Annotated in this window: 16 protein-coding genes; 5 read left to right on the top strand and 11 right to left on the bottom strand. The window is 45.9% G+C overall.

From position 1 onward, the window contains the following. The first annotated feature begins 38 nt into the window (after positions 1-38). Both AC6R16_RS10525 and AC6R16_RS10520 read left to right on the top strand, forming a co-directional pair. Positions 39-1,076, top strand: a complete 1,038-nt coding sequence (locus AC6R16_RS10525; RefSeq protein WP_500674338.1) for a DUF3549 family protein — start codon at positions 39-41, stop codon at positions 1,074-1,076. A 2-nt stretch (positions 1,077-1,078) separates the two neighbouring features. After that, a complete protein-coding gene (locus tag AC6R16_RS10520; RefSeq protein WP_500639514.1) occupies positions 1,079-1,378 on the top strand; it encodes a DUF3301 domain-containing protein in 300 nt (99 codons plus the stop codon). Here the strand turns inward: AC6R16_RS10520 and AC6R16_RS10515 are convergent. Next, complete coding sequence (locus AC6R16_RS10515) at positions 1,326-1,844, bottom strand: GNAT family N-acetyltransferase (protein WP_367938910.1); 519 nt, start codon at positions 1,842-1,844, stop codon at positions 1,326-1,328. The genes AC6R16_RS10520 and AC6R16_RS10515 overlap by 53 nt on opposite strands. 787 nt (positions 1,845-2,631) lie before the next feature. On the opposite strand from AC6R16_RS10515, the gene AC6R16_RS10510 reads away from it, so the two are divergent. After that, on the top strand, positions 2,632-2,919 hold the full coding sequence (locus tag AC6R16_RS10510; RefSeq protein ID WP_500674337.1) for a hypothetical protein: 288 nt from the start codon (positions 2,632-2,634) through the stop codon (positions 2,917-2,919). Positions 2,920-3,010: 91 nt separating this feature from the next. Here AC6R16_RS10510 and sucD read toward each other — a convergent pair whose 3' ends face one another. The 8 genes from sucD to sdhC all read right to left on the bottom strand — a co-directional run bounded on the left by sucD (position 3,011) and on the right by sdhC (position 12,639). Next, positions 3,011-3,883: a succinate--CoA ligase subunit alpha gene (gene sucD / locus AC6R16_RS10505; RefSeq protein WP_500674336.1), complete on the bottom strand. Its 873-nt coding sequence runs from the start codon at positions 3,881-3,883 to the stop codon at positions 3,011-3,013. Further along, positions 3,883-5,049 (bottom strand): ADP-forming succinate--CoA ligase subunit beta, encoded by a 1,167-nt coding sequence (gene sucC / locus AC6R16_RS10500; protein WP_004744517.1) that lies wholly within the window; start codon positions 5,047-5,049, stop codon positions 3,883-3,885. Before sucC ends, sucD begins: the two co-directional genes overlap by 1 nt. A 207-nt stretch (positions 5,050-5,256) precedes the next feature. Continuing rightward, positions 5,257-6,465, bottom strand: coding sequence for a 2-oxoglutarate dehydrogenase complex dihydrolipoyllysine-residue succinyltransferase (gene odhB / locus AC6R16_RS10495; protein ID WP_500674335.1), 1,209 nt, complete (start codon positions 6,463-6,465; stop codon positions 5,257-5,259). Positions 6,466-6,493: 28 nt separating this feature from the next. After that, positions 6,494-9,319 (bottom strand): 2-oxoglutarate dehydrogenase E1 component, encoded by a 2,826-nt coding sequence (gene sucA, locus AC6R16_RS10490; RefSeq protein ID WP_500639510.1) that lies wholly within the window; start codon positions 9,317-9,319, stop codon positions 6,494-6,496. A 93-nt stretch (positions 9,320-9,412) separates the two neighbouring features. Then, positions 9,413-10,123, bottom strand: coding sequence for a succinate dehydrogenase iron-sulfur subunit (locus AC6R16_RS10485; RefSeq protein WP_500674334.1), 711 nt, complete (start codon positions 10,121-10,123; stop codon positions 9,413-9,415). An 18-nt stretch (positions 10,124-10,141) separates the two neighbouring features. Then, positions 10,142-11,908: a succinate dehydrogenase flavoprotein subunit gene (gene sdhA, locus AC6R16_RS10480; protein ID WP_500639509.1), complete on the bottom strand. Its 1,767-nt coding sequence runs from the start codon at positions 11,906-11,908 to the stop codon at positions 10,142-10,144. After that, the gene (gene sdhD / locus AC6R16_RS10475) at positions 11,909-12,253 is read right to left on the bottom strand and encodes a succinate dehydrogenase, hydrophobic membrane anchor protein (protein WP_004744512.1); all 345 of its coding nucleotides are present in this window, start codon (positions 12,251-12,253) and stop codon (positions 11,909-11,911) included. After that, complete coding sequence (gene sdhC / locus AC6R16_RS10470; RefSeq protein WP_239852018.1) at positions 12,247-12,639, bottom strand: succinate dehydrogenase cytochrome b556 subunit; 393 nt, start codon at positions 12,637-12,639, stop codon at positions 12,247-12,249. Before sdhC ends, sdhD begins: the two co-directional genes overlap by 7 nt. 395 nt (positions 12,640-13,034) lie before the next feature. Here sdhC and AC6R16_RS10465 point away from each other — a divergent pair, with 395 nt between their 5' ends. Beyond that, entirely contained in the window at positions 13,035-14,324 is a 1,290-nt protein-coding gene (locus tag AC6R16_RS10465) for a citrate synthase (protein WP_500639508.1), read from the top strand. Between the two features lie 371 nt (positions 14,325-14,695). Here the strand turns inward: AC6R16_RS10465 and AC6R16_RS10460 are convergent, their stop codons facing one another. Beyond that, the gene (locus tag AC6R16_RS10460; RefSeq protein ID WP_500674333.1) at positions 14,696-15,454 is read right to left on the bottom strand and encodes a Nif3-like dinuclear metal center hexameric protein; all 759 of its coding nucleotides are present in this window, start codon (positions 15,452-15,454) and stop codon (positions 14,696-14,698) included. A 122-nt stretch (positions 15,455-15,576) separates the two neighbouring features. Between AC6R16_RS10460 and AC6R16_RS10455 the strand changes: the two genes are divergently transcribed. Beyond that, entirely contained in the window at positions 15,577-16,326 is a 750-nt protein-coding gene (locus AC6R16_RS10455; RefSeq protein WP_500674332.1) for a DUF1853 family protein, read from the top strand. Between the two features lie 283 nt (positions 16,327-16,609). Here the strand turns inward: AC6R16_RS10455 and pgm are convergent, their stop codons facing one another. Beyond that, the gene (pgm, locus tag AC6R16_RS10450; protein WP_500674331.1) at positions 16,610-18,256 is read right to left on the bottom strand and encodes a phosphoglucomutase (alpha-D-glucose-1,6-bisphosphate-dependent); all 1,647 of its coding nucleotides are present in this window, start codon (positions 18,254-18,256) and stop codon (positions 16,610-16,612) included. Between the last annotated feature and the right edge of the window lie 66 nt (positions 18,257-18,322).

The following is an 18,322-nucleotide window of genomic DNA, read 5'->3' as shown; positions in this document are numbered from 1 at the left end:
ACCATTTATAGAGGAAAGAAAGTTAGGACAATTCTCCAATGGAAACCATTCATACCCTTACCCAATTGTTGACCAACAGTGACTGTCAGTATCAAGTGTTTGATCTTGGTCGCCGAATCAAGAAGATTGAAAATAAAGTCTTTGCCGATGTTGAAAAAGGCCAGCAACCTTACCCTTACCCAATGCAGCGTAAGGCCCACTTGGCGATTGCTTATTGGAACCAAGAGCAACAGCCGTGGATATGGTTTCTAAAGTTTGAATTGGACGAGCGAGGCTTACTCAAGCAAGCTGATGTAGGTAACTTCATCAAGTATGTGATTGAAGCAATGGGAACACGCTTAAATCAAGAAATGAGCGAAGAGCAGCAGCAAAAGCTATCTAATAACCCGTACACCTTCAAACCCAGTGAAGATAAGATGGCCGTTTTCCATAGCCAAATTCGTGCTGAACTGGACCTGCCATGCAGCCAGTATTACGAGCATGCCCAGCACTACTTCTCTGGCGGTTTAGAGTGGGATAAGTGGCATACTGTTGGCTTACAGGGAGTCACAGATATCTGTGCACGCTTAGGGCAGGAACAAAATGGTGTTAAAGTTAGAAAAGCGTTGCAGCACCTGCCTAACGAACCTCTCTATGCCCTGCTCGGCGCCCTAGAACATACCGATTTACCGCAAAAATTAGCGCAGCGCCTAGCTGAGATAGCTCAACAACAAGTTGATAGCAACGAACCGGACCTATTCCTACTGTCTGCATTGCTGCGCGCGTTATCCGGCGCACCGCAATCACTCTCGCTGCCAATTGTTAGCCAAGTACTCGCTTCACCGAGATTAAGCCATCAAGAGGTGTTGATTGGTATTGCAGGGCGCAGCTGGCATTGGCTAAGTGATGCGAAAATAGCTGAGCAATTTCTACTCAGGTTGGCACAGACGGGTAATCAAGCGCTCTTCAACCAGCTTTTTGCCGATCTTGTCATGCTGCCCGAGTTACGAATGGTTCTGTTGCCGCTGCTTCACTCCAGCCCTTCTGAAGAGCTAGCGAAAGCGTTAATCAACCTTCAACAAGCAGCAAAGGCATAACTATGATTCATGACCTTTTTGCCATACTCGCACTCGCAATTGTCTGTCTTGTGTTTTGGCAACAACGCCGCCAAGCTGAACTCGCTAAAACCATCGCGGCACGTAAATGCAAAGAGCTCGACTTACAGCTACTGAGCGTTGCGCTAAAAGGTCATAAACTAAAAACGCCAGACGGTGTCTGGCGTTGGCATTCTGTTTATCAATTTGAATTTTCTTCGCTTGGCGATGACTGCTATCAAGGCCGAATCTTTATGCAAGGTTTCCGACTAGCAAAGGTTGAGCTTCCACCACATCGGATGTAAACAGATACTCATCAAACGGACCAAAGGTATCTTTCTTGTGTGCATTTAGCTTGAAACCTAGTTTTTGCAGAATTCGTACCGATGGTTCGTGACCTACATTGGCTGTGGCTAGTACCCTATCTAGATTTAAATCTCTGACTGCTTTAGGGAAAAACGCTTGCAGCACTTCACTCGCAATACCTCTGCCCCAATAATCTTTATCAAAAATGTACCCGAGCTCTGGCTGGCTATCGAGGTCTGAGATAAAAACATGACCGATAAAGTCGCGAGTATGACTGTCTAATACTGCCATCGCATAGATGTTGCGGTCATTCAGGACTTTTTCAAATAGTTTCTTTGCAGACGACACCGTATGGGCACCGTTCATCTGAGCGCGATTGATGGCACAGCAATTGAGCATCAAAAATTCAGATTGTAATGAGTCGTTATAGGGAACCAATAACGCACGGCGAGTCACTATAGTCATGACACATCCTTGTTAGCAGCCAAAATTGTCTTGTAAAACAAAGCCGAAAAGTTAAACCAACTTTTAAATACCTTTATTGATCTAGGTAGTTTTTTGAACGTTGTTGTTAGAGTTTTTTATAAAGGTGAGATCTAAGAAAAGCCCCGATACGTTAGTATCGGGGCTATAGTCTTACTCGCAGCAATCCGGCTACAAAAGGTGCTCCATGCATCTTCCTTAATAGTTACTGAATCCTTCAGTAAAATCCTGCCTTCGCCTTCCTAGCGGTGTCCTAATCGTCCTGATAGCTAACAATCCTCGTCAGCTCCACATCACTTGTTCCTTGAGCGGTGTCCTTTGTATCATCCTGATACTGTCCTAGCCTCTTCCTAGAGGTGTCCATTGTCATCCTTGCCACTAACATCCTGTTAGCGAACGTATCCTTACAATGTCCTTTCGCTCCATGCTTGATCAACGTTCCTCGTCAACCAATCTTCATCCTGAAGATTCCCAATCCTTGGTATTTCCTGTTCCGTGTCAGCATCCTTCCGACACCTTCTAATTTACTCCAATTCGCCTTTAAGACAATGCCATGAAAGAAAACCATTATTGAAACAAGTTAGAAACAAAAAAATAAACCGATACAAATCATAAAGTTAAAGTTAAACTAGTGACTATTACTATGTTTCAAACGCACTTTGTCTTACATCACTTGTGAGAAATCTCGCACACACCATTTCTTAATTTTCCATTAGTCAATTATTGCTAAGCTCAGTATTATTGGGGTTCACAGTAAAATGGAGGTTTTATGCTTACTCAAGATGTTAGCCAAGAGCTAAAAGATATCCTTGAACAGTTACACGCAGAAGGAAAGGAGCCGACTGTAGCCTTGGTCAAAGCGCGCTTGAGTACCTCTGTCCCGATGCCGGCTTTAATCACAACACTAAAAAGCTGGAAGAGCTCAAATCGTGTACCCAAAGTTGAAGTCGCGGCGAAAGCTGAATCAAACGAGCAGGATCGTATAAAGCAATTGGAGCAAGAGGTTGCTGATTTAACCGCAAGACTGGTTGCGATTGAGAAGAAGTTAGAGGGATAAAAAGCTGGAGAGCTGGAGAGCTGGAGAGCTGGAGAGCACAAAAACAAAAGGCTTGGCGAATGCCAAGCCTTCATTATCACATTTGGCTAAATTACCAACCTGTGATTTCGCGTAGACCTTTACCGATGTCTGCAAGAGACTTAACCGTCTTAACGCCTGCTGCTTCTAGTGCAGCAAACTTGTCTTCCGCAGTACCTTTACCACCTGAGATGATTGCACCAGCGTGACCCATACGCTTACCAGGAGGAGCCGTTACACCAGCGATGTAAGAAACTACTGGCTTAGTCACGTTCTCTTTGATGAATGCTGCTGCTTCTTCTTCAGCTGTACCACCGATCTCACCAATCATTACGATTGCTTCAGTTTCTGGATCTTCTTGGAACAGTTTTAGGATATCAATGAAGTTTGAACCAGGGATTGGGTCACCACCGATACCAACACAAGTAGACTGACCAAAGCCTTCATCTGTAGTCTGCTTAACCGCTTCGTACGTCAGCGTACCAGAGCGAGAAACGATACCAACTTTACCCTTCTTGTGGATATGACCAGGCATGATACCAATCTTACACTCATCTGGAGTGATTAGACCTGGACAGTTAGGACCGATCATACGAACGCCAGTTTCTTCTAGCTTCACTTTCACGTCGATCATATCCGTTGTAGGGATACCTTCAGTGATTGTTACGATCAGCTCGATGCCCGCGTCAATCGCTTCTAGGATAGCGTCTTTACAGAAAGGTGCTGGAACATAGATAACTGTTGCTGTCGCACCAGTTGCTTCAACTGCTTCGCGTACCGTGTTAAATACAGGTAGATCTAAGTGAGTTTGACCACCTTTACCTGGAGAAACACCACCGACCATCTGCGTACCGTATGCAATCGCTTGCTCAGAGTGGAAAGTACCTTGACCACCAGTGAAACCCTGACAGATTACTTTCGTGTCTTTATTAATTAGTACAGACATTATTTGCCCTCCGCAGCAGCAACAACTTTCTGAGCTGCGTCAGTTAGCGACTCAGCTGCAATGATATCAACATCAGAATTAGCAAGAACTTCGCGACCTAGGTCTGCGTTAGTACCTTCTAGACGAACAACAACTGGTACGCTTACGCCTACCTCTTTAACCGCACCGATAATGCCTTCAGCGATCATGTCACAGCGAACAATACCACCGAAGATGTTAACTAGTACTGCTTTTACATTGTCATCAGATAGGATGATCTTGAATGCTTCTGCTACACGCTCTTTCGTTGCGCCGCCACCTACATCTAGGAAGTTAGCAGGCTTGCCACCGTGTAGGTTTACGATATCCATCGTACCCATTGCTAGACCTGCACCGTTAACCATACAGCCAACGTTACCGTCTAGTGCTACGTAGTTCAGTTCCCACTGAGCTGCATGCGCTTCACGCTCGTCTTCTTGCGAAGGATCGTGCATTTCACGCAGCTTAGGCTGACGGTACATAGCGTTAGAATCGATGTTGATCTTACCGTCTAGACATAGCAGGTTGCCTTCGCCAGTAATAACAAGAGGGTTAATCTCTAGTAGAGCTAAATCGTACTGAGAGAACATGTTGCCAAGACCCATAAAGATCTTAACAAACTGTTTGATTTGATCGCCTTCAAGACCTAGCTTGAATGCTAGCTCACGGCCTTGATAAGCTTGAGGGCCGACTAGTGGATCGATCGCTGCTTTGTGAATCAACTCTGGAGTCTCTTCAGCAACTTTCTCGATTTCAACACCACCTTCAGTCGATGCCATGAATACAACTTTACGCGTTGCACGGTCTACAACCGCACCTAGGTAAAGCTCGTTAGCAATGTTAGATGCTTCTTCAACTAGGATTTTAGTTACAGGCTGACCATTTGCATCTGTTTGGTAAGTCACTAGGTTTTTACCTAGCCACTTTTGAGCAAACTCTTTAACGCCATCTTTAGTATCGTGCAGCTCAACGCCACCCGCTTTACCACGTCCACCTGCGTGAACCTGACATTTAACGACTTTCTTCTCTGTTGAGATACGACCAGCAGCTTCAAAAGCTTCTTGTGGTGTATCACACGCGTAACCTTCCGGTACAGGCAAACCGAATTCTGCAAACAGCTGTTTGGCTTGGTATTCATGCAAATTCATTTTGATATTCCGTTTATTTTCCCTTGTAGGGATTATTATTTCCATAACGCCGCCATGTCAGCGGACGTCTGTAGGGTCTTCTCAAATCAATCTTATCTCACTGTGCAGATAGATAAGATTCAAGTGAAGGCCAGACAGTTGAGCCAGTCTAGCCTTGAAAACTATCGAACGTCTAGCAACCAGCGGCTGCTAGACGTTTTAGCGATATTAAACGTCTAATAGCAGACGCGCTGGATCTTCTAGTAGCTCTTTGATCGTTACTAGGAAGCCCACTGATTCACGACCATCGATTAGACGGTGATCGTAAGATAGCGCTAGGTACATCATCGGCAAGATTTCAACCTTGCCATCCACCGCCATTGGACGCTCTTGGATCTTGTGCATACCAAGAATTGCCGATTGAGGTGGGTTGATGATAGGCGTAGACATTAGAGAACCGAATACACCACCGTTCGTGATAGTGAAGTTACCACCCATCAGTTCATCAACAGTCAGCTTGCCGTCACGACCTTTGATTGCTAGCTCTTTGATGCCTTTTTCAACATCAGCGAAACCTAATGTGTCACAGTCTTTTAGTACTGGAGTCACTAGACCACGTGGCGTCGATACTGCCATGCTGATGTCAAAGTAGTTGTGGTAAACGATGTCATCACCGTCGATAGACGCGTTGACTTCAGGGTAACGTTTCAACGCTTCTGTTACCGCTTTTACGTAGAAAGACATAAAGCCTAGACGAATACCGTGACGCTCTTCGAACTGGTCTTTGTACTGCTTACGAAGGTCCATGATTGGTTTCATGTTCACTTCGTTGAACGTTGTCAACATCGCCGTGTTGTTCTTCGCTTCTAGAAGACGGTTTGCGACTGTTTTACGTAGACGTGTCATTGGAACACGCTTCTGGCTACGCGCAGCAGCTGGTGCTTCTACAGCTGCCGTAGCTTCTGCTTTAGGCGCTTCTTTCGCGTTTGCTAAGTGTGCTTCAATATCTTCACGCGTAATACGACCGCCAACACCAGTGCCTTTCACTTGGCTTGCTTCCAGACCGTGCTCACCAAGTAGGCGGCGAACTGCTGGGCTAAGTGCATCGTTGCTTTCTTCCGTCAATGACGCTTTATGACGCTTATCTGGAGACGCTTCAGACTCTTCAGTGGTGTCTTTCGTCGGCTCACCTGCAACTGCACCCGGCTTAAGCTTAGCGATTAGCTGCTTTGAAAGTACTGTTGCACCTTCTTCTTCGATGATTGCTTCTAGAACACCCGCTTCTGGAGCAGGTACTTCAAGAACCACTTTATCCGTTTCGATATCTACTAGAACCTCGTCACGCTCTACTGCGTCACCAGGTTGTTTGTGCCATGTTGCGACTGTTGCGTCAGCAACCGATTCAGGTAAATCTGGAACCAGAATTTCAATTGTCATATCTGTTTCTTCCTTTCACTTCTAGTTCTTAGTCCGAAGTTTTTGTATTCACGTTAAGCGCATCATCAACCAGCGCTTTTTGTTGTTTCAAATGTACTGACATGTAGCCTACTGCAGGTGATGCTGAAGCTGGGCGACCAGCGTATTTCAGATCAGCGCCGGCTGGAATTGCAGCACGGAAGTTGTGTTGGCTAGAGTACCAAGCGCCTTGGTTTTGAGGCTCTTCTTGACACCAAACGTAATCTTCAACGTTGGTGTATTGCTCGATAGCTGCTTTCACGTCTTCAAGAGGGAATGGGTAAAGCTGTTCAATACGAACAATTGCCACATCTTCTTGCTCATTGTTACGGCGCTGCTCTAACAGATCGAAGTAAACTTTACCTGAACAGAAGACCACTCGTTTCACTTTCGCAGCTTCTAGGTTGTCAATTTCACCAATTGCAGCTTGGAATGTGCCTTCCGCTAGTTCTTCGATAGTAGAAGTACATAGTGGGTGACGTAGCAATGATTTAGGAGACATCACCACAAGTGGACGACGCATAGGTCTTACAACCTGACGACGAATCATGTGGTAAACCTGAGCGGGAGTAGAAGGTACTACAACCTGCATGTTTTGCTCAGCACAAAGTTGCAGATAACGCTCTAGGCGAGCTGATGAGTGCTCTGGACCTTGACCTTCATAACCATGAGGAAGAAGCATAGTCAGACCACATAGACGCGCCCATTTTTGCTCGCCTGATGAGATAAACTGGTCGATTACAACTTGGGCACCGTTGGCAAAATCACCAAACTGCGCTTCCCATAGAGTTAAGCCGCTTGGCTCTGCTGTTGCATAGCCGTACTCGAATGCCAATACCGCCTCTTCAGATAGCACTGAATCGAAAACTTCAAATGGCCCTTGCTTATCATGAATGTTCGCTAGTGGAACAAAAGTGCTCGCATCGTTTTGGTTATGTAGAACCGAGTGACGGTGGAAGAAAGTACCACGACCTGAGTCCTGACCAGAAATTCGAATGCGTTTGCCATCGTCAACCAGAGTTGCGTAAGCCAAAGTTTCAGCCATACCCCAGTCAATCGATTTTTCACCATTTAGCATCGCTTTACGATCGTTATAAAGCTTATTCACTCGGCTTTGCAGCTTGTGGCTATCTGGGTAAGTACATAGTCGCTGGCCAAGCTCCAACAGGCGCTTGGTATCAAACTTACTGTTCCATTCTGTATCCCAGTCGTGCCCAAGGTATGGAGACCAGTCTACTGAATGCAGCGCCATCGGACGCCATTCTTTCACCACGACTTCACCGCGATCTAATGCATCACGGTATTCATTGACATACTGGGTCGCAGTATCAATACCAAAATCACCACGTTCAATCAGCACGTCAGCGTAAAGCTTACGCGGAGTTGGGTGTTTCTTGATTTTTTGGTACATCAACGGCTGAGTCGCGTTTGGCTCATCCGCTTCGTTGTGTCCATGACGACGGTAACAAACCAGGTCAATCACAACATCACGTTTAAATTCATTACGGTAGTCCAGTGCAATACGAGTCACAAAAGCAACGGCTTCTGGATCATCAGCATTGACGTGGAAAATTGGCGCCTGAACCATCTTAGCGATATCGGTACAGTACATAGTCGAACGCGTGTCGGTCGGGTTAGATGTTGTAAAGCCAACTTGGTTGTTTACAACGATACGAACCGTACCACCAACGCGGAAACCACGCGCTTGTGACATGTTGAATGTTTCAGCAACAACGCCCTGACCAGCAATCGCCGAGTCACCGTGGATAGTGATAGGAAGAACTGTATTACCTTCTGTATCACCTAAACGATCTTGACGCGCGCGCACCGAACCGATAACTACAGGGTTAACGATCTCAAGGTGAGACGGGTTAAACGCAAGCGCTAAGTGAACATCACCGCCTGGCGTCGCAAAATCCGCCGAGAAGCCTTGGTGGTACTTAACGTCACCTGTACCCCAGGTATCATCATGTTTACCAGCAAACTCATCAAAAAGATCTTGTGGCTTCTTACCAAGTACGTTCACAAGCATGTTCAGACGGCCACGGTGTGCCATACCAATCACAACTTCGCGCATACCGCTCTTACCCGCATGACGAATCAACTCTTTCGTCATAGGGATTAGGGCATCACCACCTTCTAGAGAGAAACGCTTCGCACCTGGGAATTTCGCACCAAGATAGCGCTCTAGACCTTCTGCTGCTGTTAGCTCTTCGAGGAATTCTTGTTTTTCTTCTTTGCTGAATGACGGCTGACCCACCACTGACTCTAAACGCTGCTGGATCCAACGTTTTTGCTCAGTGTCTGTCATGTGCATATATTCAGCACCGATAGAACCACAGTAAATTTTGTTCAGTGACGAGTGGATGTCTTTCAATTGCATAGTGTCTTTGCCAATAGCAAAAGAACCCACGTTGAAAGTTTCTTCTAGATCGTCTTCGGTAAGATTGTGGAATGCAGGATCTAGCTCCGCCACTGGTGGGCGTTGCCATAAACCTAGAGGGTCAAGCTGAGCCGCTTCATGACCACGAAAGCGGTAAGCATTGATTAATTGAAGTACTTTTACCTGTTTAGCGTCGACATCAGGATCACTAACTTGGACATTGTAATGCTTTGTTTCTTGAGCGAGTCGTCGGAAGTAGTCACGGACACGTGAATGGGGTTGTTCAACCACCTCTTCTGAAGGCTTAGGCAAGCCATCAAAAACACGTGTCCACTCCTCACTTACCAGATCGGGATCACTTAGATACAGTTCGTAGAGGTCCTCTACATACGTTGCATTGGCGCCAGCCAAGTGTGAAGACTCGAGCCACGCCTTCATCACGCCGTTGTGCATATTTTCCCTTAACCAGTAGTTTTCACGTTTGCTTCGGTCTTACGCCGAGCTATTAAGAGCCGACTCAGAATGAGCCGGCAATTTTTTTGTTAATTAAATCGAACGGTTTATAAGCATCGTCTTAATATGGCCGATTGCCTTCGTAGGATTTAGTCCCTTAGGACAAACACTTACACAATTCATGATGCCATGGCAACGGAAAACGCTAAATGCATCATCAAGATTTGACAAACGTTCATCTGTCGCTGTATCACGGCTATCAATTAGCCAGCGATACGCCGCAAGAAGACCTGCAGGACCGATAAATTTATCTGGATTCCACCAGAATGATGGGCATGACGTCGTACAACATGCACACATGATACATTCGTATAAACCATCTAAGTGCGCGCGCTCATCAGGCGTTTGCAGGTTCTCGCGTGATGGTGGCAGTGCGCCGTCATCAATCAAGAATGGCTTAACTTTCGCATAGTTATCGTAGAACTGAGTCATGTCAACGATAAGATCTCGCACAACAGGCAAACCTGGTAGTGGACGGATGACTATCTTGTCACCACTTAATGCAGAAAGTGGTGTAATACAAGCTAGGCCATTCTTACCGTTCATGTTTAGACCATCTGAGCCACACACACCCTCACGACAAGAACGACGGAAAGAGATCGTTGGATCTTGCTCTTTTAGCAGAATCAACGCATCTAGAAGCATCATGTCTGATCCTTCTTCTACTTCCAGCGTGTAGTCCTTCATGTATGGCTTTTGATCAACATCCGGGTTGTAGCGGTACAAAGAGAAATTCAGTTTCATAATATTATCCTCCTCTCCCTAGTACGTACGTGCTTTCGGCGGGAATGCTTCACGATGGATTGGCTCCATGTTTACACCACGCTTTGTCATAGCTTCATTATCCGGATTATAGATTGAGTGGCATAGCCACTGCTCATCATCACGGTCAGGGAAATCAAAGCGAGCGTGAGCTCCGCGACTTTCAGTTCGGTAGTTAGCCGCAACAGCCGTCGCATAAGCCGTTTCCATCAAGTTCTCTAGTTCTAAACACTCGATACGTTGCGTGTTGAACTCGGTCGACTTATCAGAAAGATGTGCATTCTTCAGACGCTCACGGATAACTTTCAGTTCTTCTAGACCTTTTGCCATTGCGTCACCTTCACGGAATACCGAGAAGTTATTCTGCATACATTGTTGCAGGTCTTTGCGGATTTGCGCAGGATCTTCACCGTCAGTACTGTTTTCCCAACGGTTATAACGCTCTAGTGAACGCTCAATATCAGCTTCCGTTGCAGGCTTAGCTTCAGCTTGCTTAGCCAGTGTTTCACCAAGGTGTAGGCCAGTTGCACGACCAAATACAACTAAGTCTAGTAGAGAATTACCACCTAGGCGGTTTGCACCGTGAACAGATACTGATGCGATCTCACCACAAGCGAATAGACCTTGAACTTCAACGTCAGCGCCCGCTTCATCTTGCTTAATAGCCTGACCAGAGACTTGAGTTGGAATACCACCCATCATGTAGTGACAAGTAGGAATTACCGGAATTGGCTCTTTCACTGGATCTACGTGAGCAAACGTACGAGACAGCTCACAAACACCTGGAAGGCGAGACTCAAGGGTGTCTTTACCTAGGTGATCCAATTTCAGTTTAATGTGAGGACCCCAAGGGCCATCGCAACCGCGGCCTTCACGGATCTCGATCATCATTGAACGAGCAACAACGTCACGACCAGCAAGGTCTTTTGCGTTAGGTGCATAACGCTCCATGAAGCGTTCACCGTCTTTGTTCAGTAGATAACCACCTTCACCACGACAGCCTTCCGTTACAAGAACCCCGGCTCCAGCGATACCTGTTGGGTGGAACTGCCACATTTCCATGTCTTGCATTGGAACGCCAGCGCGTAATGCCATACCAACGCCATCACCCGTGTTGATGTGAGCGTTAGTTGTTGAAGCATAAATACGGCCAGCACCGCCTGTCGCTAATATTGTCGCTTTCGACTTGAAGTAGCACACTTCGCCAGTTTCCATGCAAAGGGCTGTACAGCCAAGAACAGCACCATCTTCATTCTTAACTAGGTCGAGTGCATACCACTCTGAGAAGATGGTTGTTTTGTGCTTAACGTTTTGTTGGTATAGCGTATGCAGTAGAGCGTGACCAGTACGGTCAGCCGCTGCAGCTGTACGTGCTGCTTGCTCACCACCGAAGTTCTTCGACTGTCCGCCAAACGGACGTTGGTAGATTCTACCATTGTCAAAACGAGAAAATGGTAGACCCATTTTCTCTAATTCAATCACTGACTCTGGTCCGTTTTTACACATGTATTCGATAGCGTCTTGGTCACCAATATAGTCGGAACCTTTAACGGTATCGTACATATGCTGTTCCCAGTGATCTTCGTGCGCATTACCTAGCGCAACCGTGATACCACCTTGTGCAGAAACAGTGTGTGAACGAGTTGGAAATACTTTAGAAAGCAACGCACAAGATAGGCCTTGCTCAGAGATTTGCAGTGCAGCGCGCATGCCTGCACCACCAGCGCCGATTACTACGGCGTCAAATTCGCGAACTGGAATAGACACTTACGCACCCCACAGAATAAATAGACCAGAGAAGAAGTAACCAAACAAAACAGCAATGATTGCTAGTTGTAGGCCACCACGGAGCTTGGCGCACTTGATATAATCAGTCAGTACCTGCCATAAACCAATCCACGCGTGAATTAGAACAGATACAAGCGCCAGCATTGTGAACACTTTAGTGAATGTACCACCAAAGAACTGGGTCCAAGATACGTAAGAAATATCTGTGAAAGCACAGAAGCTAACCAGATAGATAGTGTAAAGCGTCATAATGATTGCAGTCGCACGAATCAATAAGAAATCGTGCACACCATTACGACCAAAAGATGAAATGTGTTTTACCATACCATTACCCCCGCCAATAGAGACAGAACGGCTGTTGCTGCGAATGCAACCTTAGCGCTCATCGCGCCAGATTCCAGCTCTTCAAAATGACCAAGATCCATTAGTAAGTGACGAATGCCACCTGCAATGTGATAGGCCAAAGCCGTTAGGATGCCCCACAAGATAAACTTCACAAAGAAACCATCGACTAAGTCAACAGCTTGTGCGTAACCGACTGGGGAGGATAGAGAAATGGATAGTAACCAAAGCAGAATTCCGACTGCGACAAACGTAATTACACCGGACACACGGTGTAAAATTGATGCGATTGCAGTGATCGGAAAGCTTACGGTCTGTAAATCTAAATTAACAGGTCTTGACTTTCTTTCTTTCACGGGCTTGCTCACTCAGCTCCATTGAGCATTTATAGTTATGAACGAATTTTGATTGCAAACCTACAAAAGTTAACATTTATTTAACACAAGACTGCAACAATTGCCGAAGTATTTTGTAAAATATTTGTTAACAACAAGGATTAAAACTTCACCTCACATTTGTTTCAAGCCTTGAATTTATAAGGTTTCCACCAAAAATTACTGCGCCACTATACGGCTGGCAACATTCTAATACAATTGATGTAACAATTTTTGCTACACAGACCAGATTTTTCACCTTATACGTTCAAAAAATCATAACAAGTGCACACATCAGATGAGAAAAATTGACTTTGATAACGATCACACGTACAAAAATGGCACACAAACATCCTGGACGGATTAAATAATAAACAAAGGAGATTGTTATGGCAGATAAGAAAGCTACCCTTCATGTTGAAGGTCAAGCACCTATCGAGCTGCCAATTATGGAAGGTGCCCTGGGCACGCCTGTGATTGATGTTCGTACACTTGGAGCAAACGGATTTTTTACTTTTGACCCAGGTTTTCTTGCCACTGCATCTTGTGAATCTCAAATCACCTACATTGACGGCGGTAAAGGCATTCTTTTACACCGCGGTTACCCTATTGATCAGCTAGCGAATAACGCTGATTACTTAGAAGTATGTTACATCCTTCTTTACGGTGAAGCCCCAACACGTGAACAATACGAGCAATTCAAAACTACTGTTACTCGTCACACTATGGTCCATGAGCAAATTGCTAGTTTCTTCCACGGTTTCCGCCGTGACGCTCACCCTATGGCTGTAATGTGTGGTGTAGTAGGTGCACTTGCTGCGTTCTACCACGATTCATTAGATATCCACAACGACGAGCACCGCGAGATCGCGGCATACCGACTGCTGTCGAAAATGCCAACGCTTGCGGCTATGTGTTATAAGTACTCTATTGGCCAACCATTCATCTATCCACGTAATGATTTGAGCTACGCTGAGAACTACCTACACATGATGTTCGCTAATCCATGTGAAGAGTACGAAGTAAACCCTGTCGTTGCTCGCGCAATGGATAAGATCTTTACTCTACACGCAGACCACGAGCAAAACGCGTCAACTTCAACAGTACGTCTATCTGGTTCTTCAGGTGCTAACCCGTTTGCATGTATTGCAGCAGGTATCGCATCTCTTTGGGGCCCAGCTCACGGCGGTGCGAATGAAGCATGTCTGAAGATGCTTGAAGAGATTGGTAGCGTAGAAAACATTCCTGAATATGTTGAGCGCGCGAAAGACAAAGATGACCCATTCCGCCTAATGGGCTTTGGTCACCGCGTTTACAAGAACTACGACCCTCGTGCAACGGTTATGCGCGAAACATGTCACGAAGTTCTTAAAGAGCTTAACATCAAAGATCCACTGCTTGATGTGGCAATGGAACTTGAGCGTATCGCGCTTTCTGACGAATACTTTGTCTCTAAGAAACTATACCCGAACGTAGACTTCTACTCTGGTATCATTCTTAAAGCTATTGGTATTCCAGTATCAATGTTCACCGTTATCTTCGCGATTTCGCGTACTATCGGTTGGATTGCGCACTGGAACGAAATGCACAGCGACCCACTAAACCGTATCGGTCGTCCGCGTCAGCTTTACACTGGTGAAACGCAGCGTGAATTCTCGCCTCTGCATGAGCGTGAGTAAGCGTTAGAGAATCGAGAATCGAGAATCGAGAATCGAGAATCGAGAATCGAGAATCGAAAAATATTAAGGGCTGACGTGAAAACGCCAGCCCTTTTTCGTGGATGCGGGATTTCGGAACGGACTTCGTCCTACGGAAAAAGCTGGAGAGCTGGAGAGCTGGAGAGCTGGAGAGCTGGAGAGCTGGAGAGCTGGAGAGCTGGAGAAATGTTTGAGGGTTGGCACTTAGTGTCAACCCTCTGTTTTTATTATTGTTACCTTCAAGAACGAGGAACAAGTTGGTTGGAAACTCTTATGGCAAATCTTTCTCTCACAGGGCGAAGCCCGATCTCGAAGCGAAGCGTTCCATAGGGCGTAGCCCGTTCCCGCTCTACCTAAACCGGATTATCGATATCAATAAACTCAACATCTAAACCATGTTCAGTGGCTAGCCATTCGCCTAATGCTTTGATTCCGTAGCGCTCTGTCGCGTGGTGCCCAGCTGCAAAGTAATGAATGTCCTGCTCACGAGCAGAATAAGTAGTGCGCTCTGAGATCTCACCCGAAATAAACGCATCTAAACCGTGTCTAGCTGCCAATTCAATAAAGTCCTGACCTCCACCAGTACACCACCCGACCGTTTCAATCAATTTATCTGCATTTTCAGGAGCAATATGAAGAGGCTGGCGTTTAAGTACTTGATCGATCTTGGCGGCAAACTCAGCCCCTGTCATTGGAGATTTCAAACGCCCAAACATAGCTACGGATTGAGGATGCCCTTCTAGGCCACCTTCTACTTCAATATCCAGCAAACGAGCTAGTTCAGCGTTGTTGCCTAGCTCAGGGTGGATATCAAGAGGCAGATGGTAACCCATTAAATTAATGTCGTTTTTTATCAAGGTACGAATGCGTTTGCCTTTCATACCACGAATAGGTTCCGGCTCGCCTTTCCAGAAATAGCCATGATGAACCAGTAATGCGTCTGCTTTTAACTCAACCGCTTTATCAATCAATGCTTGAGAAGCAGTCACACCAGTCACGACCTTTTTAATCTGCTCTATACCTTCAACCTGCAATCCGTTAGGTGCATAGTCTTTGATTAACTGTGGAGAGAGCTTCTCGTTGAGGATTTTTTCTAATTGTAAGTTGTTCATGACAGCTTCCATCTAATTGCTAACATTGCGCTTTATCTTAGTGAGCAAAGTGTATTCGAACCATAGCAACCTTACCAGCACCTAGCTACAATAGTGGCGTTCAAGCAGATATAGGTTTAAGGATGAACGCTTTACAACGTTTTTATCACTGGGTACATGAAACGCCATCGCTATTTAACCTGACACCACCATTTGTCGATGTCAAAGCGCTGAATATCACTCCTTTAAAACAAGATGACTATCAAGGCAACCCTCGACTAGGATTCATCTACCAGCACCTATGCACTGAGCTCATCAGCAATAGCTCAAAATATTCGCTGCTCGAAGAAGAGATTCAAATCAACAAAGCGTCAGGCCAGACCATAGGCGCAATTGATCTCATTCTGGACAACCTTGAGTCACATCAGAAAGAACACTGGGAAGTCGCGATTAAGTTCTATCTTTTACATAAAGGCGTTTGGTACGGACCGAATGCCCACGATCAGCTAGACAAGAAACTCGCTAGAATGCTCTCTCATCAATTAAAAATGAGTGTATCTCCGGAATTCCTTGAACAATACCCTCACTACTCTGATCTCACTGAGCATCTGTTAATCCAAGGGCGTCTTTATATCAATCCTTTTTCACCAGAGACCATTCCGGAGATGTGTCTAGGGCTCACGATAAACCCTAGCCAAATCACCGGATATTGGTGCTACCAAAGTCAGTGGGACCAGATTGGCGAACTGCTGTATGAACTCGAAAAACCACTTTGGGCCATCGGACTAGAAGAATTCGCCAACCCTATCGATAAGCCCAATGGAAGGTTTGTCCACGCTCAGACGAAAGACGGTCAATTTTGGTTTGTTGTGCCTGACACTTGGCCGGGCTAATTAGTACTTAATCAGAAGGTTTCATCACTCTTTTTATCGTCATCCTCAAGAGTGAGGTACGAGCGAGTTGGGGATCTCTTATAACAGAGGCAATACCAAAGAGATTCCTTACTCCCTCATTCTTCGGTCTAAGGAATGACAAATCTTTCTCTCGCAGGGCGAAGCCCGATCCCGTTTTCCATAGCGCAGCGTTCCCGCTCTCCATAGGACGAAGCCCGTTCCTTGTGTCGCAAAAAAGGGCTGACAAATTGTCAGCCCTTGATACAACACTTAGTGGTCGGAATTAAAGACCAGCGTCAGCAAATACCTGATTCACGATATCTTGTGCTTCTGCTTCAATTTGCTTCAAATGCTCAGCGCCTTTAAAGCTCTCACAGTAGATCTTGTAAATATCTTCTGTGCCAGATGGGCGAGCCGCAAACCAACCATTTTCAGTCGTCACTTTCAGACCGCCGATTGCCGCACCATTGCCAGGAGCATGTGTCAGACGTGCAGTGATCACTTCACCAGCTAGTGTTTCCGCTGTCACCATCTCAGCAGACAGTTTCTTCAGCACGTCTTTTCGCGGGCCATTTGCCACAGCTTGAATACGGTTGTATTCAGAAGCACCATGCTTCGCCGCAAGTTCTTCATAGTACTCTTGAGGGTTCTTACCAGTGACGGCTGTAATCTCAGCAGCTAGAAGACATAAAATAATGCCATCTTTATCGGTTGACCAAGGCGTGCCATCTTTACGTAGGAAAGATGCCCCTGCTGACTCTTCGCCACCAAAACCAAATTTACCTTCGTACAGACCATCAACAAACCACTTAAAGCCAACAGGCACTTCACACAGTTCGCGACCTAGATCAGCAACAACGCGATCAATCAATGCACTTGAAACCAGTGTTTTACCAACAGCAACGTCTTTACCCCACCCTTCGCGATGACGATATAAGTAGTCGATACACACTGCTAAGAAGTGGTTCGGGTTCATCAGACCTTTTGGCGTAACAATGCCATGGCGGTCGTAGTCAGGGTCATTACCAAACGCCAGGTCATATTCATCTTTTAGCGCTAACAGACCCGCCATTGCGTAAGGCGATGAACAGTCCATACGAACCACGCCGTCTTTATCTAACGACATAAACTGGAATGATGGGTCAATCGCTTCGCTAACCAAGGTAAGGTCTAGATTGTAAGCAGAGCCGATTTGACGCCAGTAGTCGATACCGCTGCCACCAAGTGGGTCAACTCCAATTTTTAGGTTTGCTTTTTGAATCGCTTCCATATCAATAACATTAACTAAGTCATCAATGTACGGCTTTACAAGATCTTGCTCGATAAATTTTTCTGAAGCTTTGGCTTCGCCCAGAGGCATACGTTTAACGCCTTGCAAACCTTCAGCGATAAGTACATTTGCTCGGTCTTGAATCGCTTGTGTCAGTTCACCTTCCGCAGGACCGCCATGGGTTGGGTTGTACTTAATACCACCATCTTGCGGTGGGTTATGAGACGGCGTGATCACAATGCCGTCTGCTTTGTCTTGATGTTTCAGGTTGTAAGTCAGAATAGCGTGAGAAACACCCGGCGTTGGCGTATAGCCGTTGTCTTGCTGAACAATCACTTGCACACCGTTAGCGACAAGCACCTCTACAACTGTTGAAAATGCTGGCTCAGATAACGCATGAGTATCTTTACCAACAAACAGTGGACCTGTTGTGCCTTTTTCTGCGCGAACTTCCGCAACGGCTTGAGCAATAGCTAAAATATGATGTTCATTGAACGTAGACTTGTCTGAACTACCACGGTGACCAGAAGTACCAAATTCTACTTTGTGGTCAGGGTTCGAAGAGTCAGGTTGGAGAAGAAAATAATTTGCAACGAGGGCTGGAATATTATGCAGGTCTTGCTGTTGAGCTTTTTGTCCCGCTCGTGGGTGCATAGCCATTTGACATCCTTTCTTAAAAATATGTAGAAATAAAAAAACCTCATAATACGTTAACTGAGTTGTGCA

The sequence above is a fragment of the Vibrio sp. R10-SG3-ISO10 genome, from assembly GCF_059834185.1.
This window is presented reverse-complemented; position numbering and strand designations above follow the sequence as displayed.

Excerpts from the sequence above, each read along its gene's own strand:
- AC6R16_RS10460 (WP_500674333.1), bottom strand. The coding sequence starts at position 15,454 with ATGAACAACTTACAATTAGAAAAAATCCTCAACGAGAAGCTCTCTCCA.
- sucC (WP_004744517.1), bottom strand. The coding sequence starts at position 5,049 with ATGAATTTGCATGAATACCAAGCCAAACAGCTGTTTGCAGAATTCGGT.
- pgm (WP_500674331.1), bottom strand. The coding sequence starts at position 18,256 with ATGGCTATGCACCCACGAGCGGGACAAAAAGCTCAACAGCAAGACCTG.
- sdhD (WP_004744512.1), bottom strand. The coding sequence starts at position 12,253 with ATGGTAAAACACATTTCATCTTTTGGTCGTAATGGTGTGCACGATTTC.
- odhB (WP_500674335.1), bottom strand. The coding sequence starts at position 6,465 with ATGACAATTGAAATTCTGGTTCCAGATTTACCTGAATCGGTTGCTGAC.
- AC6R16_RS10510 (WP_500674337.1), top strand. The coding sequence starts at position 2,632 with ATGCTTACTCAAGATGTTAGCCAAGAGCTAAAAGATATCCTTGAACAG.
- sucD (WP_500674336.1), bottom strand. The coding sequence starts at position 3,883 with ATGTCTGTACTAATTAATAAAGACACGAAAGTAATCTGTCAGGGTTTC.
- sucA (WP_500639510.1), bottom strand. The coding sequence starts at position 9,319 with ATGCACAACGGCGTGATGAAGGCGTGGCTCGAGTCTTCACACTTGGCT.
- AC6R16_RS10455 (WP_500674332.1), top strand. The coding sequence starts at position 15,577 with ATGAACGCTTTACAACGTTTTTATCACTGGGTACATGAAACGCCATCG.
- AC6R16_RS10485 (WP_500674334.1), bottom strand. The coding sequence starts at position 10,123 with ATGAAACTGAATTTCTCTTTGTACCGCTACAACCCGGATGTTGATCAA.
- AC6R16_RS10465 (WP_500639508.1), top strand. The coding sequence starts at position 13,035 with ATGGCAGATAAGAAAGCTACCCTTCATGTTGAAGGTCAAGCACCTATC.
- AC6R16_RS10515 (WP_367938910.1), bottom strand. The coding sequence starts at position 1,844 with ATGACTATAGTGACTCGCCGTGCGTTATTGGTTCCCTATAACGACTCA.
- AC6R16_RS10525 (WP_500674338.1), top strand. The coding sequence starts at position 39 with ATGGAAACCATTCATACCCTTACCCAATTGTTGACCAACAGTGACTGT.
- AC6R16_RS10520 (WP_500639514.1), top strand. The coding sequence starts at position 1,079 with ATGATTCATGACCTTTTTGCCATACTCGCACTCGCAATTGTCTGTCTT.